This is a genomic window from Paenibacillus sp. 05T425 (assembly GCF_056396205.1).
On sequence record NZ_JBFTLA010000014.1, the window covers coordinates 113261 to 131394 of the forward strand.

General features: G+C 50.9%; 8 protein-coding genes. 7 read left to right on the forward strand and 1 reads right to left on the reverse strand.

The window, feature by feature from the left end; translation table 11 throughout:
- Nucleotides 1-42: 42 nt before the first annotated feature.
- From AC1DF0_RS26430 to AC1DF0_RS26440, 3 genes are all read left to right on the forward strand, one after another.
- Entirely contained in the window at nucleotides 43-1752 is a 1710-nt protein-coding gene (locus AC1DF0_RS26430) for an extracellular solute-binding protein (RefSeq protein WP_477576256.1), read from the forward strand.
- A gap of 89 nt (nucleotides 1753-1841) precedes the next feature.
- Nucleotides 1842-2732 (forward strand): ABC transporter permease, encoded by an 891-nt coding sequence (locus tag AC1DF0_RS26435; protein WP_442051666.1) that lies wholly within the window; start codon nucleotides 1842-1844, stop codon nucleotides 2730-2732.
- Between the two features lie 14 nt (nucleotides 2733-2746).
- Complete coding sequence (locus AC1DF0_RS26440) at nucleotides 2747-3634, forward strand: carbohydrate ABC transporter permease (RefSeq protein ID WP_442051667.1); 888 nt, start codon at nucleotides 2747-2749, stop codon at nucleotides 3632-3634.
- 54 nt (nucleotides 3635-3688) lie between these two features.
- Here the strand turns inward: AC1DF0_RS26440 and AC1DF0_RS26445 are convergent, their stop codons facing one another.
- Nucleotides 3689-3877, reverse strand: coding sequence for a hypothetical protein (locus AC1DF0_RS26445; RefSeq protein ID WP_477576259.1), 189 nt, complete (start codon nucleotides 3875-3877; stop codon nucleotides 3689-3691).
- Nucleotides 3878-4326: 449 nt separating this feature from the next.
- Between AC1DF0_RS26445 and AC1DF0_RS26450 the strand changes: the two genes are divergently transcribed.
- From AC1DF0_RS26450 to AC1DF0_RS26465, 4 genes are all read left to right on the forward strand, one after another.
- A complete protein-coding gene (locus AC1DF0_RS26450) occupies nucleotides 4327-10005 on the forward strand; it encodes a 5'-nucleotidase C-terminal domain-containing protein (RefSeq protein WP_477576261.1) in 5679 nt (1892 codons plus the stop codon).
- 160 nt (nucleotides 10006-10165) lie between these two features.
- Nucleotides 10166-11122, forward strand: coding sequence for a sugar-binding transcriptional regulator (locus AC1DF0_RS26455; protein WP_477576263.1), 957 nt, complete (start codon nucleotides 10166-10168; stop codon nucleotides 11120-11122).
- Nucleotides 11123-11358: 236 nt separating this feature from the next.
- The gene (locus AC1DF0_RS26460; RefSeq protein WP_477576265.1) at nucleotides 11359-12318 is read left to right on the forward strand and encodes a 5'-nucleotidase; all 960 of its coding nucleotides are present in this window, start codon (nucleotides 11359-11361) and stop codon (nucleotides 12316-12318) included.
- Between the two features lie 411 nt (nucleotides 12319-12729).
- Nucleotides 12730-17934, forward strand: coding sequence for a rhamnogalacturonan lyase family protein (locus tag AC1DF0_RS26465; RefSeq protein ID WP_477576267.1), 5205 nt, complete (start codon nucleotides 12730-12732; stop codon nucleotides 17932-17934).
- Nucleotides 17935-18134: the final 200 nt, after the last annotated feature.

Below are 18134 nucleotides of genomic sequence, written 5' to 3' on the forward strand. Positions count from 1 at the left end.
CAAAACAAGAATTGCTTCGCCATTCTCTTAGGGAGGGATTAGATGAAAAAGAATATGGCAATGCTGCTTTCCGTCGTATTGCTTGGCCTAACCTTGACAGCATGTACTTCTTCCAATGATTCATCGAATAATTTGAAAGCGTCTTCACAACCAGACTCGAGCTCCCAGCTTTCGGGAGACGATTTGGCCTTCTCCAAATTTGACAAGCCTGTTGACGTTCACATCGGCATGGTGGTAGATCCAACAGACAAAACGCTGCCGGAAGGCGACAGCGTAAGCAATAACCAATACACGCGCTACCTCAAGGAGAAGTACAACATCAACGTCATCGTGGATTGGACCGCGGCCACCGGCAACGATTTCAAGCAGAAGGTCAGCTTAACGATCGCTTCGGGCAAGCTGCCGGACGGCATGGTTGTCGACGACCGCTCGTTCATGACCAAAGCGGCCAGCTCGGGATTGCTCTATGACATCACCGATATATTCCAGCAATATCAGTCCTCTCAGGTGAAGGACATTATGGCGAGCACCGAAGGCCGTGCATTGGAAAATGCCAGCTACAAGGGCAAGATGGTTGCGCTCCCGAACATTACGGTGGATACCGACGGCGTTCACGTCTTGTGGATTCGCAAGGATTGGCTCGATAAGCTGCAGCTGCCCGTGCCGAAGACGGTGTCGGATGTTGAAAAGGCGGCGAAAGCATTTATAGATAATAAGCTTGGCGGGGACAAAACGATCGGTATTGCCGGTCCTTCCAAAAATACGTTCCCGTATTCCACGTTCCTTGTTTCCTCTAACAATATGGGCGGATTCGATCCGATTTTTGGCGCGATGGATGCATATCCGGGCTACTGGCTTGACAATGGCGACGGATCGGTATCGTACGGAACGATATCGGACAATACAAGAAAATCATTGGCTTTGCTGGCTGATTGGTACAAAAAAGGACTTATCGATCCCGAGGTAGGCACACGCGACAACGTAGGGGATCCGATCAATGCCAATCAGACAGGCATTTTCTTTGGTCCATGGTGGAATGGCGGCTACGGCAACGGGGACTCCTTCAAGAACGATCCGACGGCGAACTGGCAGGCCTATCCGGTCTATTCCGATGATAACAAGTGGAATGCGCATATGAAGACGACGGGCAGCACCTACACCATTATTAGCAAAAACGCCAAGCCGGATGTGGTCAAAGCGATCATGATCATGAATAACGCCCTTGTACGCGATGAAGCGACCTTTGATTTATCGGTTGCCGTGGGCTGGTATCCGCTTCGCAACGTTATGGCTGCAGCCAACGAGACGGAATACGAGTATGTCGAGCTTCTGAAAGTGCTGAAAGGCGAGACGGATCCAGAGGATTACAATAAGCCGAACAGCTTGTACAAATTGATGTATGCGGATGCGAAAAAGGTGAGGGACGTCATTAAGCCTCCGTACGACGATCTGAATGTGAGCAACTTCAGCACGGCTAACTTCGGCGACTTCCAGCGTTTGTACTCCATCTTGATCGGCGATCGTCCGTTCACGACGATTCCTATCGATAAGAAGGTATTTAGCGTCACCTACAACCAGACGCCGACGATGGAAACGAAATGGGCCAACCTGAAGAAGATGGAGGACGAAACCGTGATGAAGATCATCCTTGGCCAAGCATCCATCGACTCTTTCGACAAATTCGTGAAGGACTGGAAGTCTCAAGGCGGTGACGAGATCACGGCGGAAGTGGCGGAGCTCTTGAAGAAATAAACGTGCGGAAGCTTGCGGAAGGCACTGCGGTTCCTAAGTGCACTCCGCAAGCTTTGTTATACGGATAGGAAGAAGGGAGGTTAGACGCATTGAGGAAATTAGGCCATCAGAAACATTATTATTTGATGCTGCTGCCGGGCATGGTCTGGCTAGTGATGTTCAGTATCGTGCCTATGACCGGAATTGTGATGGCTTTTCAGAATTTTAACCCGGGAGCGGGGATGTTCAAATCCGAGTGGGTGGGACTCGAAAACTTCAAGTATATGTTTCAGCTGAACGACAGCAAGACGGTCATCATCAATACGTTTATTATCGCAGTCGGCAAAATCGCGCTCAATTTGCTTGTCCCTCTCGTCTTTGCCATTTTGCTGAACGAACTTCGCAGCTTGCGCTACAAAAAGCTGGTGCAGACCGTCGTTTACCTGCCGCACTTTCTGTCGTGGGTTATTATGTCAACGATTGTCATCGGGATCTTCGGCTATTACGGCGTCGTCAATACGGTTATCGGGATGTTCGGTTTCGATCCTAAGCTATTCATGGCGGATGCGGGTATATTCCGGCAGCTCGTCATCGGCACCGACGTGTGGAAGGAGTTCGGCTTTAACGCCATTATTTATCTTGCGGCGCTAACGGGCATTAATCTCAATCTGTATGAGGCGGCCGCCATTGACGGGGCCAATCGTTGGCAGTTAATCCGGCACGTTACGCTGCCTGCTCTGTCGACTACGGTTGTGTTGCTTGGCGTCTTAAGCTTGGGCAACGTGCTGAATGCCGGCTTCGACCAGGTGTATAACCTGTACAACCCGCTTGTGTATTCAACCGGAGATATTTTGGACACATGGGTGTACCGGCTAGGCTTGCAAAATCTGCAATACTCGCTCGCGACGGCTGCCGGATTGTTCAAGTCGGTCATTAGCTTTGTGCTCATATTCATATCCTATCGTCTGGCGTATCGCTATGCCGATTACACGGTTTTCTGAAGGAGGGAGCTGTATTGGTCAGAAATATAACGGTAGGCTCGCGGACGTTTGAAATTGCCAATATCGTCGTCCTCGGTCTTCTGCTCGTCAGCTGCATATACCCGCTTTGGTACACCTTCTGTGTATCGATCTCCGAGAAAGCGGCCGCCAATGCGGGCTTGGTTACGATATTTCCTATCGGTTTCTCCTTGTCGTCGTATAAGGAGATTATTAGCGACAGCCTGTTCTTTAACGCGTTCTGGATTTCCATCCAACGCACCGTGCTCGGTACGGGATTCGCCTTGCTGATGACGGTATTAATGGCTTATCCGCTGGCAAGGCCCAAGAAGGATTTCAAAATGCGCAATACGTTCATGTGGGTGCTTGTCTTCTGCATGCTGTTTAACGGGGGATTGATCCCTTGGTATCTTACCATTCAAAACTATCATTTGATCGATACGATCTGGGCGTTGGTGCTTGGCGGAGGCGTGCCGGTATTCGACGTCATTCTGATCATGAACTTCTTCCGCAATTTGCCGAAGGAGCTGCATGAGGCGGCCGTGGTCGACGGCGCCGGTCCTTGGTCGGTCCTGTTCCGGGTGTATATCCCATGCTCCATTCCGGTACTTGCCGCAGTGGCGTTGTTCCTTAGCGTATATCACTGGAACGAGTTTTTTAACGGATTGGTGCTCATGAACACTTCCGCTAAATATCCGCTCCAAACCTATATCCAGCAGCTTGTCGTCAACATTCCGGTTGGCACCAATCTAACCCCCGAACAATACAAGAAGCTGTCGGAGCTGTCTAACCGGACGCTGAATTCGGCTAAGGTATTCATCGCCATGGTGCCGATGCTGATCGTATATCCGTTCCTGCAAAAGTACTTCGTATCCGGTATTATGCTAGGCGCCGTGAAGGAGTAAAACAAAAAGACCGCCTTAACCGGCGGTCTTTTGCTGTATTTGGAATCTGTTTTTCTATTTGCGGCGTTTTTTCATCATGCGGGTATAGATGATAAGTGCGACAGCAATCATTGCCATGAATCCTAAGTTGGACGCTATTTCCTGCTCTAAACCAAACAACATGCAAAGGTTAGTAATCAGACTTTTGGTCAGTAGCGCGGTTACTATCAATATTAGCGGTCTTATAAAATTGTATCTTCTCATCCCTTGCCCCCTGTTTCTGGACGGTATAGGCCTGTCTACTCCGGCAAGTATATCAATTGCAGGCCTGTTCGTCCAGATGAACGTTAAATAGTTGATTTTGTTGAATTTTCGCGAAAAATATCAAGTTATTTCAGCCGATTGACAGATGTTTGGCTCCGCTGTATACTAGCCAGCATAAGTGATGTTAGTATATATGACATATTATGATGCGGCTCGTTCCGGTTGGGCCCAAACGATTAGATCCCCTTACTTCATCGTGCAAACACTCTGTAACCAGATCGTGTGCATGTCTGCAGAAGGGGATTTTTGTTGTCGCATCTGAACAAATGTTCATGTTTACTAGAACTTAATTTCATTTTGATGCTTTGATTACAAATGAGAACTACTCTATTAAGGATGTAATGCTAGTTATTGTGAAATTTTTGGTAGGAGAGAGGAGAGAAAGAAACATGTTGCATTGGATTTCCCGTATCAAGAGACAGACAGGTATGATGCTAGCGGCGGTTATGGTAGTCGGCAGTACGCTCGGAAGCATTGGCGCGCCAGTATGGGCAGCGTCGGCTGATCATGTTGTCATTTCGCAAGTGTACGGGGGCGGAGGCAACAACGGGGCAGAGTACAAAAATGATTTTATCGAGTTGTACAACCCCACCGATTCTCCGGTCACAATGACGAATTGGAAGGTACGTTATGCCAGTGCTGCTAATCCGTTTGATGCTGCTAATGTTACGGCTATAAATGGCACAATTAATGCCAAAGGCTACTTTCTAATTAAGCAATCGGCAGGCACAGGCGGGACGAAGGATCTGCCTGCTCCCGATGCAGTCGGAACGTTACTCTTGAGCGGCACGAACGGGAAAGTGGATTTGGTTGACGGTTCTAATACTACAATCGATTTGGTAGGCTTCGGGTCGGCAAACTTATCAGAGACGAGTCCGACCCCTGTATTATCGAACACGACCGCAGCTATTCGGAAGGCCGCTGCAGGCGCAGCGGAAGGCAGTCGCGGAGAGGATACGGATAATAACTCGGCCGATTTTGAAGTTAAAACGCCGGATCCTCGCAACAGCAGCTATAACGAGCTTGCCGTAAGTCCCGTTACGGCCTCGCCTAGGCCCAATGCTTGGCCTGCAGGTACGGAGATCTCGTTGGAGTCTGCAACGGTTAGTGCCTCTGTCTATGCTTCCGTGTATGGATCGGGAGGAACGGAAGACTTCGAGCCGTATACGGGACCGATCGTAATAAACGAAGCGACAACGATCAAAGCTTACGCGCAGGCGCAAGGTATGGCGGACAGCCCGGAGTCGACTTTCGACTATACGATATTGGAAAAGTCGGGCGTTGCTGCGGCGCGTACGACCGCTAAGGCGCAAAATGTGTGGACCGAAGGCGTCGTGACGCACATTGACGGTGCCGAAATGTACATTCAGGACGAAACGGGCGGTATCGTGTTGTACGGATTCTCGCCGTTTGCGGAGGTCGGAGACCTTGTCGAGGTCGGCGGCGTTATGGACATTTACAGTAATCTAGAGGAAATTAAGCCTCAGTCCGGGCTAACTTATGAGGTCGCCCAGCAGGATGCCGGCGTACCGGAACCAAAGCTGTTAACGGGCGCGGATTTGTCGGCGGCTAACGGCGAGGCTCACGAGGCGGAGCTCGTTACGCTTGAAGATGTGACGATCACCGGCAAAGAAGGAAGCAAAGTAACCGCTAGCCAAGGCGGCAACACCTTTACAATCTACTCCAGCCTATCGAAATTATCGGTAAATAAAACTTTTGAAAAAATAACGGGTGTGATTAAGCAGTTTAACGCGGATTATCAGTTCATTCCGCTAAACGATGCCGCGCTGGTAGAGGATATGCTTTCGGTAAATGCAAGTCCGGGAGCAGGCCGAATTATTATCGGAAGCTCGGTAACTCTCTCGAGCCCAACTAGCGGAGCTGCGATTTATTATACGCTGGATGGCACTAGCCCTACGGCGGCAAGCGAGCTTTATGACGAACCGATTACGGTAAGCGAAGACGTTGTCATTAAAGCGATAGCCGTTGCCGGCGGACAGACTAGCGATGTCTATACGTTCGAATACGAGGCTTCGGTGGCCCCGCGCATCCACGATATTCAGGGCGAATCCCATTCGTCGGAATATGCGGGACAGACGGTTACGGACGTTGAAGGCGTCGTAACGCAGTACGGTTACACCTTCGCCACGGGCGCTTACAAAGGGTTCTTCATGCAGGATCCGAATCCCGATGATAACATCAATACTTCCGAAGGGATCTTCGTATACAGCACGAACGAATCGCTGAAGCCGGCAATCGGGAGCCAGGTTGCGGTGACGGGTGCGGTATCCGAGTACAATGAAGGAAGCACAAGCAATTTAACGTCTACGCAAATTACGATGACCGCAAGAGCAATCTTATCTCCGACCGGGGCGATGCCTGAAGCCGTCACGCTTGGCAAGAACGGCAGAGTGATTCCATCATCCATCATCGACAATGACACCGTTCCGATGACGCAGTTCCAGCCATCGGAGGATGCCATCGACTTCTATGAATCCTTGGAGGGCATGCTCGTTAAGCTGCCAACGCCTACGATTTTGAGTCCGTATTGGACAAGCGGAAACGGCAACTCGATGCTGTACAATATACCGACAAGAATCGAAAATGATGCAAACGACGTTGTTACGGCTGCAGGAGGGTTGGTGCTTAAAGAGCTGAACAACCTGAATCCGCAGCGTCTCTTGATCGCGTACGGCGATCCGGGTCAGGAAGTCAGTACAGGCGACAAGTTCAATAGCGACGTAACAGGCGTTATTGGCTACAACAACGGCAATTTCAAGGTGATTCCGGCATGGAACGGCTTGCCGGCTATTACCCAAAATACGTTCGAGCGTGAAACGACTACGCTTGAAATCAACGACGATAAATTATTAATCGCTTCTTATAACATTGAAAATTATTACCCGGGCGTAGGGGCGACCAAGACGGAGAAATTGGCCGAATCGATCGTATCCAACATGAAGAAACCGGATATTATCGGCGTCGTCGAGATGCAGGACGGCAACGGCGAAACGAATAACGGCACGGTTGAAGCGGATGCATCCGACTTAATCGCCGCGATCAAAGCTGAAGGCGGTCCCGATTACGTCTACACGGACATCGCTCCTCAGAACAACCAGGATGGCGGAGCGCCAGGCGGAAATATTCGCGTAGGGTTCCTTTACAATCCGGATCGCGTAAGCCTCTCTAGCAGCGAGAACGATCGGAAAGGTTCCGCGATCGAAGCTGTTGGATACACAGCCGCTACGAATGAATTGAACTACAATCCGGGCCGAATCGATCCGACGAACCCTGCATTCAACAGCTCGCGCAAGCCGCTTGCGGCTCAGTTCGAATTCAAAGGCGAGAAAGTAATCGTCATCGCCAATCACTTTAATTCCAAAGGCGGCGACAACGGGCCATTCGGCGTCGTTCAACCTCCTGTGCTGTCGAGCGAAGCGCAGCGTCATCAAATCGCGGCAATCGTGAACGGTTTTGTAAAGGATGTGCTTACGAAAAATTCGGAGGCCAATATTGTCGCTCTAGGCGACTTGAACGACTTCCAATTCACTCAAACAGCACAGCTATTGAAAGGAAACGAGCTCGACAATCTGATTGACGAGCTTCCGTTGAACGAACGGTACACGTATACGTTCGACGGCAATTCGCAGGTGCTTGACCATATTTTGGTCAGCAAAAACCTGACTGCAAGCGCTGAGGCGGACGTTGTCCATTTGAACGCGGATTTCTCGCCGTCGGACGGCCGGGTATCCGATCACGACGCCGTTATGGCACAGCTCGACCTGAGGAAGTCGTCCGGCTTCCCGCTTACGATACTGCATACGAACGACACGCATGCGAATTTGGATACAACCAGCTCGCCGAATAGCGTCCTTCGACGCGTGACGGCGATTAAGGATGCGAAAGCGGACGCGACGAATCCGATTCTTGTCGATGCGGGCGACGTGTTCTCCGGTACGCTGTATTTCAACAAGTATCTGGGTCAAGCCGATCTCGAATTCATGAATTTGGTCGGTTACGACGCGATGACGTTCGGCAACCATGAGTTTGACAAAAACTCGCGAGTGCTTGCCGATTTTATCGGCAATGCCGAGTTCCCGTTCGTTTCCTCTAACGTGAACTTCTCGGATGATGCGATTCTGAAAGAGATGTTCAAGAATGAAATCGGAAATCCGGGCAGCGACAAAACGATCTATCCGGCGCTTATTATGGATGTTGACGGCGAGAAGGTCGGAATCATCGGCTTGACGACGGAGGATACGGCGAATATCGCTTCTCCGGGCGACGTCAAGTTCGAGGACGCGGAGGCTAAGGCTGCTGCTGCGGTTGCCATGCTGAAGGGGCAAAACATTAATAAAATCATCGTGCTATCCCACCTGGGCTACGATGCGGACGTTGAGCTTGCCAAAGCGGTTAACGGCATCGACATTATTGTCGGCGGTCATAGCCATACCAAGCTGGACGAAGCGGTTGTCGACAATACCGACCCGAACGCGCCGAAGCTTATCGTGCAAACCGGGGAGAAGGGCCAATTCCTTGGCAGACTCGAAGTTATGTTTAACGATGAAGGCGTTCTGACGGAATGGGACGAAGAGCTGATCTCCATTGACGCGAAGAACGGCACGGCGTATGTCGTGGCCGAGGATGCGGAAGCGAAAGAGATCCTCGATACCAAGTATAAACCGGGCATTGTTGAGCTTTCGGGTACGGAGGTCGGCAATACGGAAGTCATACTGAACGGCGTAAGAGCGGACGTACGCTCGAAGGAGACGAATCTCGGCAATCTGATTGCTGACGGCATGCTGGCCGCAGCCAAGGCGGCTGGCACGAATGCGGTCATCGCGCTGCAGAACGGCGGCGGCATCCGCGACTCGATCAATGCAGGTGCGATTACGCAAGGCGAAGTGCTTACGGTTCTTCCGTTCAATAACGATCTGGTTACCATTTCGTTAACGGGACAAGAAATCAAGGAAGCAATGGAGAACGGTGTCTCCACCATTACGACGACAAAGGACGGCCGGTTCCCGCATGTTGCGGGCATGCGATTCGACTATGATTCAACCAAGCCGGTGAACGAGCGCGTCGTGCGCATAGAGGTGAAGAACGGCAACAGCTATGTTCCTCTTGATCTGAACGCGACCTATGAAGTGGCAACTAATGCGTTCACGGCCAAAGGCGGAGACTTCTACGCTTCGCTGGAGAAGGCTTATAAAGAGGGACGCGTTAATCTGCTTTATTTGCCGGATTACGAGGTATTTACGAAGTATATCCAGAAGGTTGGAACGATTACGGCGTCTACGTCAGCAGTCGAGGGAAGGATCGTTGATTTGAACGGTAGTCCGCTGCCGACACCGACGCCGACACCGACACCGACACCGAAGCCAACGCCAAAACCGCCGGTAACAACGCCAACACCGGAACCGACGGCAACGCCGACACCAACGCCAACACCGACACCGACACCTACACCTACACCGACACCGACACCTACACCTACTCCTACTCCGGAGGCGCCGGAAGTTTCGTTTACGGATGTGGGCAACCACTGGGCCGCGGAGTCGATCGAATCTGCTATCGAAGCGGGCTTTATTAGCGGTTACGGGGACGGTACGTTCCGTCCTGATGGCCAAACGACAAGAGCGGAGTTTGTTACGATGATAGGCAGAGCGCTTAAGCTTGATGTTTCATCGAGCGGCGAATTGAACTTTGCGGATGCCGATCAAGTGCCGGCATGGGCGCAATCATTTTTCGCCCAGTTGGTCAAGGAACAAGTCATCGCTGGTTATGAGGACAATACGCTGCGTCCGTCCAATCCGTTGACACGGACGGAGATGACCATCATTCTAGTGCGGGCGCTGGGCATTGAGGTCGATCCCGATGCAGTGCCAACGTTTACCGATGCCGATGACATCAAGCTGTGGGCTCGTCCGTATATTGCGGCTGCTTATGCAGAGGGCTTGATTGAAGGCATGGGCGGCAACCGGTTCGAGCCGGAATTAAACGCAACGAGGGCTGAGGTCGTTACCTTGCTGCTTTCCGTTCTGGAGTATTTGAAGAACAAGCAATAAGGAGACCATAAGCTAACCAGATTGTGCAAGAGTCCCGGTTCACTGCATTCGCGAGTGGGCAGGGGCTCTTTTGCATGCGCGGCAGTCATTGTCAATAGGACGGCCATTTGGTATAGTTTTGAAGAAAATAATGATTCATGTTGAGAAGAGTTGGGTGCTAATGGCGGATGAGCGAGCGGAAGATAAGCTTAGCAAAATGATAGATGCGGCAAGACTATATTATGAACTAAATCACAATCAAGAGGAAATCGCCCAGAAGCTTGGCGTCTCGCGTCCGACGATCTCGAGATTCTTGCAGCAAGCGAAGGACGAAGGGTATGTGCAAATCAAGATCGTCCACCCGGGAGAGAACAACGGTGCTCTTGCGGTAAGATTGGAGACGAAGTTCGGGCTGAGGAAAGCGGTAGTCGCATCGGTGCCGCATTACGAGGACGGCGTTGTCAAAAAGTACATCGGCGAGGCAGCGGCCCACTATCTATATGATACGGTCAAGAATGGCGACATTATCGCCGCTACATGGGGGACGACGCTGTATCAAGTGGCGCTTCATCTGAAGGACAAGCCTGTCCGCGACGTCAAGGTCGTACAGTTGAACGGCGGCGTCAGCCACTCGGAGACGAATACATATGCGTATGAAGTTGTACATTTGTTCGGCAAAGCATTCCACACCATGCCGTATTTCATCCCGTTGCCGGCGCTGGTCGATCATAAGATCGTGAAGCAGACGATCGAGAAGGATCGCCATATCCGCAATATTTTGGAGCTAGGCAAGCAGTCTAATATCGCCGTGGTGACAGTAGGAGCTCCGTCCGAGGATTCGGTGCTGATTCGGGCGAACTATTTTACCGAGGAAGAACTGGCTATAATTCGGGCGAAAGGGGCGGGCGACATCTGCTCCCGTTATATCGACGCGGCCGGCGACATTTGCTCGGAGGAGCTCGATCAACGAACGATCGGCATCAACTTGGACGAGCTAAAGCGGAAGGAACAGTCCATTCTAGTTGCCGGCGGGGCAAAGAAGGTAGACGGTATCTTCGGTGCGTTGACCGGTGGGTACGCGAACGTACTAATTACGGACCAATTTACGGCCCGATATTTGCTGGAGCGGGAGAAGTAACGGGGAACAGTGTAAGTAGTTTCGGACAGGGGTTCAGCATACTTGTGACTAATAGAAGTAACCGACTTACGTCATTGCGACGTTGATTGGGTACTTTTTATTTTTTAAGTGGAGGGATCTGGAAGAATTAGTCGAATATTGATGTAATATTATTTGAGATGATAATCGGCGGGAATGGACAGGCTTTACCTCGCTGAATTGCTATCTCACATATAACAGTAAGGAGTGAGGAGACCATGCCTTTCCCCATAGAAGAGAAGTTTGTAGTAGCTGTTGCCTCAAGCGCTCTTTTCAACTTGGAGGAGTCCGACAAGGTGTTTAAGGAAAAGGGGGAGGAAGAATATCGCCAATATCAACATAATCATGAACAAGATGTGCTAGAACCGGGAGTAGCATTCCCTTTGATAAAACGTCTACTCATGATCAACGGTGATGATCCGGCCGACCAACCGGTTGAGGTCGTGTTACTGTCGAGGAACGATCCCGATACGGGTCTACGCGTTTTCAAATCTATTCAACACTATGGACTTTCGATAACTCGTGCTGCATTCGTTGCAGGAACGAATCCATTCATTTACATGAATGCATTTAACGCTTCATTATTTCTTTCGGCAGATCCTAATGATGTGCGATCTGCAATCGAAATGGGTTTGCCAGCTGCCCAGGTGTTTCCTACTGGATTTGTTGATGATGAGAAAGAGTTAGAACTTCGGATTGCGTTTGACTTTGACGGTATTATCGCCGACGATTCAGCGGAAGGGATCTATCAGGCTCTTGGAATGGAAGGCTTTCATGAAAATGAGAGGCAAAAGGCAAGCGAAGCTCTGCCGCCCGGTCCACTGTTCAAATTTTTTGGTGAAGTAGCCACTCTTCAGCGCCGAGAGTGGAAGAAGAAACAGAATGATAATACGTATTCCCCGCGTGTCCGGATAGCTATAGTAACGGCAAGGAATGCACCTGCACATGAGCGCGTAGTAACGACGCTAAGAACTCTTGGAATATTGGTTGACGAAGCTTTCTTTCTTGGAGGAATAGAGAAGGGGAGAGTATTAAAAGTATTTCGTCCTCATATCTTTTTCGATGATCAGGTAGGTCATATTGAGGGAGTATCAAGTGTTTCTCCAACCGCGCATGTTCCGTTTGGGGTTGCCAATAAGATTAAGCCGTTGAGCCACCTCCCCAAACACCCTAACTAATACACTGCGGCGGATTGTGGTTTTTCACAGCCACGGTTCGCCTCCACCATATTAATCCACTACCGCAGGAGGTAGTGGATTTTTGCTGTACGGAACAGCATAGACAGTGGATTCGGTTTACTAGAATTGTCTTGGCATTATAGAACATTTTTGATTCTACCTATGATTGTTGATACAAAATCAAAAATGACAATGACAATCAATAGTCATCATATACGAAAAAGTCGGTGATGGATTATACTGCAAACACATTCTTGCCACTGTAAGAACATCCATATTCGGTTGAGTATATCCCTACAGACGCGAGGTGAGAGCACGAGAATTGAAAGCGCTTTAGCGAAGGGGAACCGGAGAATGAGCTTAGTGAGGCGGGACTTGCAACTCTATGTATGGCTAGGAGGAGTGAAGTAAATGAAGAGAAGGCTTAAGAAGTACATATCTGTACTGCTMGTCGTTTCCATGGCATTTATGCTTATGCCCGCGGTGGTTTTGGGCGCGGAAGAAGACGGGGGCTCCACATCTACCGCTTTGATAGAAGTGGGCAATGTATTGGATTTTGAGGATGGCGAGCTGGTAGGGACAGTAACCGGCGCTCCGGCAGCCACTGGCTCCGGTTCAATTACGGTAGCTGATTTTGATTCCAAAGTACTTCGCGTTCAACCTCCATCCGATACCGATTCGAGCACGGCCAAACAAGCTAGTTATTGGTGGACTCTTCCTCTTGATAGCGGCGAATATGACCTTACCGGCAAAGATCAGGTTGAAGTCACCTTTGACTGGTGGGTTGACATTACCCKCCCTAGCGCGAACTCGCTCGATGTCCGCCTTAACGACGGTGCGGATCAAGTCGTAACGCTTCGAACTGCCGGAGGCGGAACTAATGCGAACTCACCGGCAACCGTATCCTACTACACAGGAAATATGACAGCCAATAACGCTCCGGCAATAGGAAGTGCCACTAACGCGCTAACAGGCGTGCCGCGCTTGACCAAACTTTCGGTAACTATAAACGTTGATCTTCTGGCACAAGAGGCATCAATCAGCGTTACCGACGGCGGTTCACTGGCATACACCACGCCTCAGCCAATCGCAATAGGCTCCGATGAGCTGACCAGCATGAGCATAGGCGCAAGCCGGGCAAGCGGACAGACCTGGGCAAGGTTTAACGCGGTTACGGGCGTTGACTGGGATGAAAGCACCTATGGAATGCGCGTTGATAATATCCAATTCAAGGCCGCTTCGTCCGGTGGAGTAAAACCGACCATCAACCCGAGCGAAATAACCATATCCCCAACCTCCACCGCTAATCTGGAATATGGAGAAGGTTCGCTTGCCGACAAGCATTCAGCCACATTCAGCGCGGTTGTCATGCCTATCAATGCAACCGACAGAACGTTTACATGGTCGATCAGCGACGATACCATTGCCGCTATCGTTGTAAACGATGATGACAGCGTAACCGTTACTGCGATCGGCGAAGGCGCGGCCACTCTTACGGCTGTGTCCAATATGGACGGTTCCATTACGAACAGCGTGCAAATCAATGTAACTTATGTCCCGTCGATTACGGAGCCTACTCCGGACTTTTCCGCCTTATTAGCGGAAGGGTACACGCAGCAATTCGGTAGCAATTTTGCCGGTGACGCTGCAACCCCGCTATGGATATTCGCTGGCGGTACATACCATACGCTTGCCAGAGAAGACGCTCCGCAAGTCAATAATTATTTCGGATTTGCCGCGTCCGGTTCAGGCAACCGCGGCGGTAAGGGAGATTTGCCGTATGCCGTTGCCGGCAGCAAAGTATATGCTAATTTGGACTGGAAGGTTCCAGCGGTTTCCACCGCGCAGAATACGTTTAATTTAAGTTTCCAGGATGGAGCCAATGTTCTGCTTAGTTTAAGAACAGGCACCTATAACGGCGCAAGGACAATAGGCGCGTTTGCAGGGGCTTTACCGGGACCAACCGGCTCTAACCCGGCTAATTTTTGGAGCAGCAACCGTTACCATGCGTTTACTTATAACGAGGTTAATATTTGGTATACGGTAGGCGTAGAGTTTGATTTTGATACGATGATCGCTACGGTTTCCCTTGTTCCGAGGGATAATGCCGCGGCGGAGCCGTCGGTGCTGACGGTTCCTTTTGAGGGAAGCCAGATAAGCTCGTTCGTTCTTACTGGCGAGCGTGCTGGAGGAAATAACCTCGGCGTTGTAGATAATGGCGTCGATAACTTGTACTTCTTTACAAAGCCTCTTTCATCGGACACGATAACAGAAGTGCTGCCCTATGACTTCTTGCCGGAGCGTCCAGGGGCAGCGGACAATAATACATGGCAGAGTTGGTTTAAGACGGTTTACATCGGGGATGTGGCTGATGAGGCAGGGCTTAATCTGCCGGCAACCATTAATGTTAAGGTGGCGGGCGGCACTACCGAATCGGTAGGCGTAACCTGGGAATTGACAGAAGCCCCATGGTCTGCAACAGCCGCGGAGTTGGTTTATGACCCGAATAAGCAGGGCGTATTCTCCTATGTAGGAACGCTTGCGGGTGTACCTGGCGTAGCAGTCAACAGAATGGGAGTATCAGCGAAGCTTTACATTGAGAACCGCTATGAAGACAAAATGACATCCGAGCCGTACTCAATGGAGTGGCTGGACAGAGGAGTTGTAGCCGTTCCGGCAAACAGCGGAGAAGGCATACTTGTAACATGGCGATTGCTCGCTTCGGAATATAACAAGGGCTTAACATTTAACGTGTACAGAAACGGCGATAAGGTCAACACGTCACCGGTTGCTGTGCTGGATTATGTTGACGCAGGCGGTACAACCGGAGATTTCTACGAGGTAGAGACGATAAGTACCGGCGCAATAAGCAATCCTGCAACTGCATGGGCCAACAATCATATCGATATTCCGATGCAGAGGCCGGCGGATCGTCCAAACCCGGCGCTTGCTTACGGCGCGACATCCAGTGCGGATCCTATTACCTACACAGCCAACGACACTTCCGTAGCGGATGTTGATGGTGATGGACAATATGAGATTCTTGTAAAATGGTATCCGTCTCAGGCGCAAGACCCGGGCCTTACAAACAGGCATACCGGCGAGACGATATTCGACTTGTATACCCTTGAGGGCAAGTTGCTGTGGAGAATCAACCTGGGTATCAATATCGTATCCAGCGCGCATCACAGCGCGTTCAACTTCTATGATCTGGATCAGGACGGAAAAGCCGAGTTCTCGGTTAAAACAGCAGACGGAACCAGGGGGTATCTTCCTAAAGCGGACGGTACGATCGATGACCTGACTGACACTCCGGCTTGGGTATTGGGCGACCCTGAAGCGGTATGGGTAGGCGGACTTCAAAACCCGTCAAATGATAACCAGGTCAACAATACGGCGCTTGGCAGAGTGGCGTCCGGCCCGGAAACCTTAACGGTATTCAACGGCGAAACAGGCACGCCGGGTGATACGGTCGATTATTTTGCGCCGTACAACATAACCTCCAACTGGGGCGACACCAACAATAACCGCAGCGATCGCTTCAACGGAGCGGCGGCCTATATGCCGAAGAATGGCGAGTATGGCGCGGAGCCTTATCCTACGGTTATCGAGGTGCGAGGTCACTACGGTCCGCATTTTGCAGCTGCTTATCAGTTCATAGACGGCAACATTGTGGAACTCTGGACGTTTACGCTAGCGAATTGGAACGCCGGCAGTAATCAAGGCAATCATAACTTACAGATTGCCGATGTGGATTTTGACGGTTATACCGAGGTAGTGCTGGGCGGCGTCACGATCGACCAAGACGGAACGCTCCTGTGGAGCACCAACGGAACCAGGGGTACAGTAGCTGCGGGTCACGGTGACGCTCTGCACGTAGCCGCAATGGTTCCGGGCAGCAACGAGATCTATGTGTTCCAGCCGCATGAAGCCGGGCCTCCGAACAATGTAACCTTGGTTCGCGGTTCTACAGGGGAGCCTGTGTGGACGTATGCGGCAAACCTAGGCGATGTTGGGCGCGGCGTTGCGGCGAATGTAACTCCTTTGCCGGGCTTCGAGGTTTGGGGAATATCGACGCCTATGTACAATGTTGTGAGCGGCGAGGTTATTACAACCGATGTCGGAGGCATTGGCGTAGCTAACAAGGCTCCCGTTAACTTCATCCTGTATTGGGACGGAGACCTGCTTAGCGAGTTCTTTGACGGGCCGGATAATTCGACCACAACAGGCGCGCCATCCATCACGAAGTTTAATTATGAGATTGAAACCGGGAACAGCGAGCTTACAACGCTTCAGACTTTGACCGGAACCTATTCCAACAACGGAACAAAGGCGAATCCAAGCCTGATCGCCGATATCCTCGGAGACTGGCGCGACGAGGTTCTTGTTCGCACTAGCGACAACAATTCTTTAAGAATCTACACGACGGATATTCCGACGGACAATGTGATTTTCACGCTGATGCATGATCCGCAGTATCGTTTGGCGGCGAACTCGCAGAACGCTATGTACAACCAGCCGGAGCATTTGAGCTTCTACCTGGGTGAAGACATACGAGACGAAGTTCAGGCGATGCAGCTTCCGGCGCCCAACCTCTACTATACGGATGCGCCAGCGGTGAATTCTACGCTTTCGGCAACGACGGCAACGTTCTATAAGAATGCTAGAGCTGACATCACGGTTACGGTTATATTAAAAGGAAACACGCTCACAGGAATCAAGAAGGGTGATACTGTACTTGCTGACACCGATTACAGCCTCGCTGCTGCAACTTTGGACGGCAAGCAAACGGTTACGATCAAGAAGAGCTACTTGGCAACGCTATCGAATGATGATGTCCTGACCTTCGTGTTCAGCGCAGGCGAGCCAGCGGAACTGAAGATTAAGGTGACGACGAAGCAGACGCCAAATCCGACACCGAATCCGGAAACTCCGACGGTTCCTGACTCGTCAACGGATTCCGGTACCGCGGAACAGAAGCCCACTCCGGAGAAGCCGGTACTGAACAAAGCCATCGCGAACGCAGAGCAGATAAAGGCTAATGTACAGCAAGCGCTGCAAGCGAATTCGCCGGCCAACTTCTCTGACGTACCGGGGACGCATTGGGCTGCAAAAGCAATCGAATATGCTTCGCAGCTTGGCATTGTCGAAGGCGATCCTAACGGTGAGTTCAAAGGTTCGGATCATGTAACCCGAGCTGAATTCGCTTCGATGATCGTTCGTGCGTTAGGTATGGATACGACAGGAGAGGACGGTTCCTTCTCCGACACGGATGGTCACTGGGCGGATGCATCCATTAGAGCATTGCATCGCGCAGGTATCGTATATGGTGCAGGCAATGGCGCGTTCAATCCTAACCAAGAGATCACTCGCGCCGAGATGGCTGCAATCCTAGCTCGTGTGCTGAATATGAGCGAGGCTAACGGAGTATCAAAGTTCTCCGATATCAGCGGTCATTGGGCTGCAGACCATATCGATCAGCTTAGCCAAGCGGGCATCGTGAACGGTGTCGGCGAAGGTAAGTTCGCACCGAACGGTACCGCTACCCGCAATCAGTCGGTGGCGATCATCATGCACATGCTGAACAACGTACTTGATCTCGGTCTCGATCTGTAAAATAATGAGGCTGTGGAAGTACGGACAATATGGGCTCTAAACGGTGCATATCGGACAATTTGTAGTCATTACGGACCCAGATAGCTTTAAAAGCATGCCAAACCCGTAATTACTGTTGAAATGGGATGATTACGGTTCGTTCGGTCCGTAATGATCTCACACTGAACGGGATGCCATTGATAGAGACGTCTCTGTCCGCA

What these genes read in the sequence shown, in the direction of transcription:
- AC1DF0_RS26430 (WP_477576256.1), top strand. Translation starts at nt 43, where the DNA reads ATGAAAAAGAATATGGCAATGCTGCTTTCCGTCGTATTGCTTGGCCTA.
- AC1DF0_RS26445 (WP_477576259.1), bottom strand. Translation starts at nt 3,877, where the DNA reads ATGAGAAGATACAATTTTATAAGACCGCTAATATTGATAGTAACCGCG.
- AC1DF0_RS26450 (WP_477576261.1), top strand. Translation starts at nt 4,327, where the DNA reads ATGTTGCATTGGATTTCCCGTATCAAGAGACAGACAGGTATGATGCTA.
- AC1DF0_RS26455 (WP_477576263.1), top strand. Translation starts at nt 10,166, where the DNA reads ATGGCGGATGAGCGAGCGGAAGATAAGCTTAGCAAAATGATAGATGCG.
- AC1DF0_RS26460 (WP_477576265.1), top strand. Translation starts at nt 11,359, where the DNA reads ATGCCTTTCCCCATAGAAGAGAAGTTTGTAGTAGCTGTTGCCTCAAGC.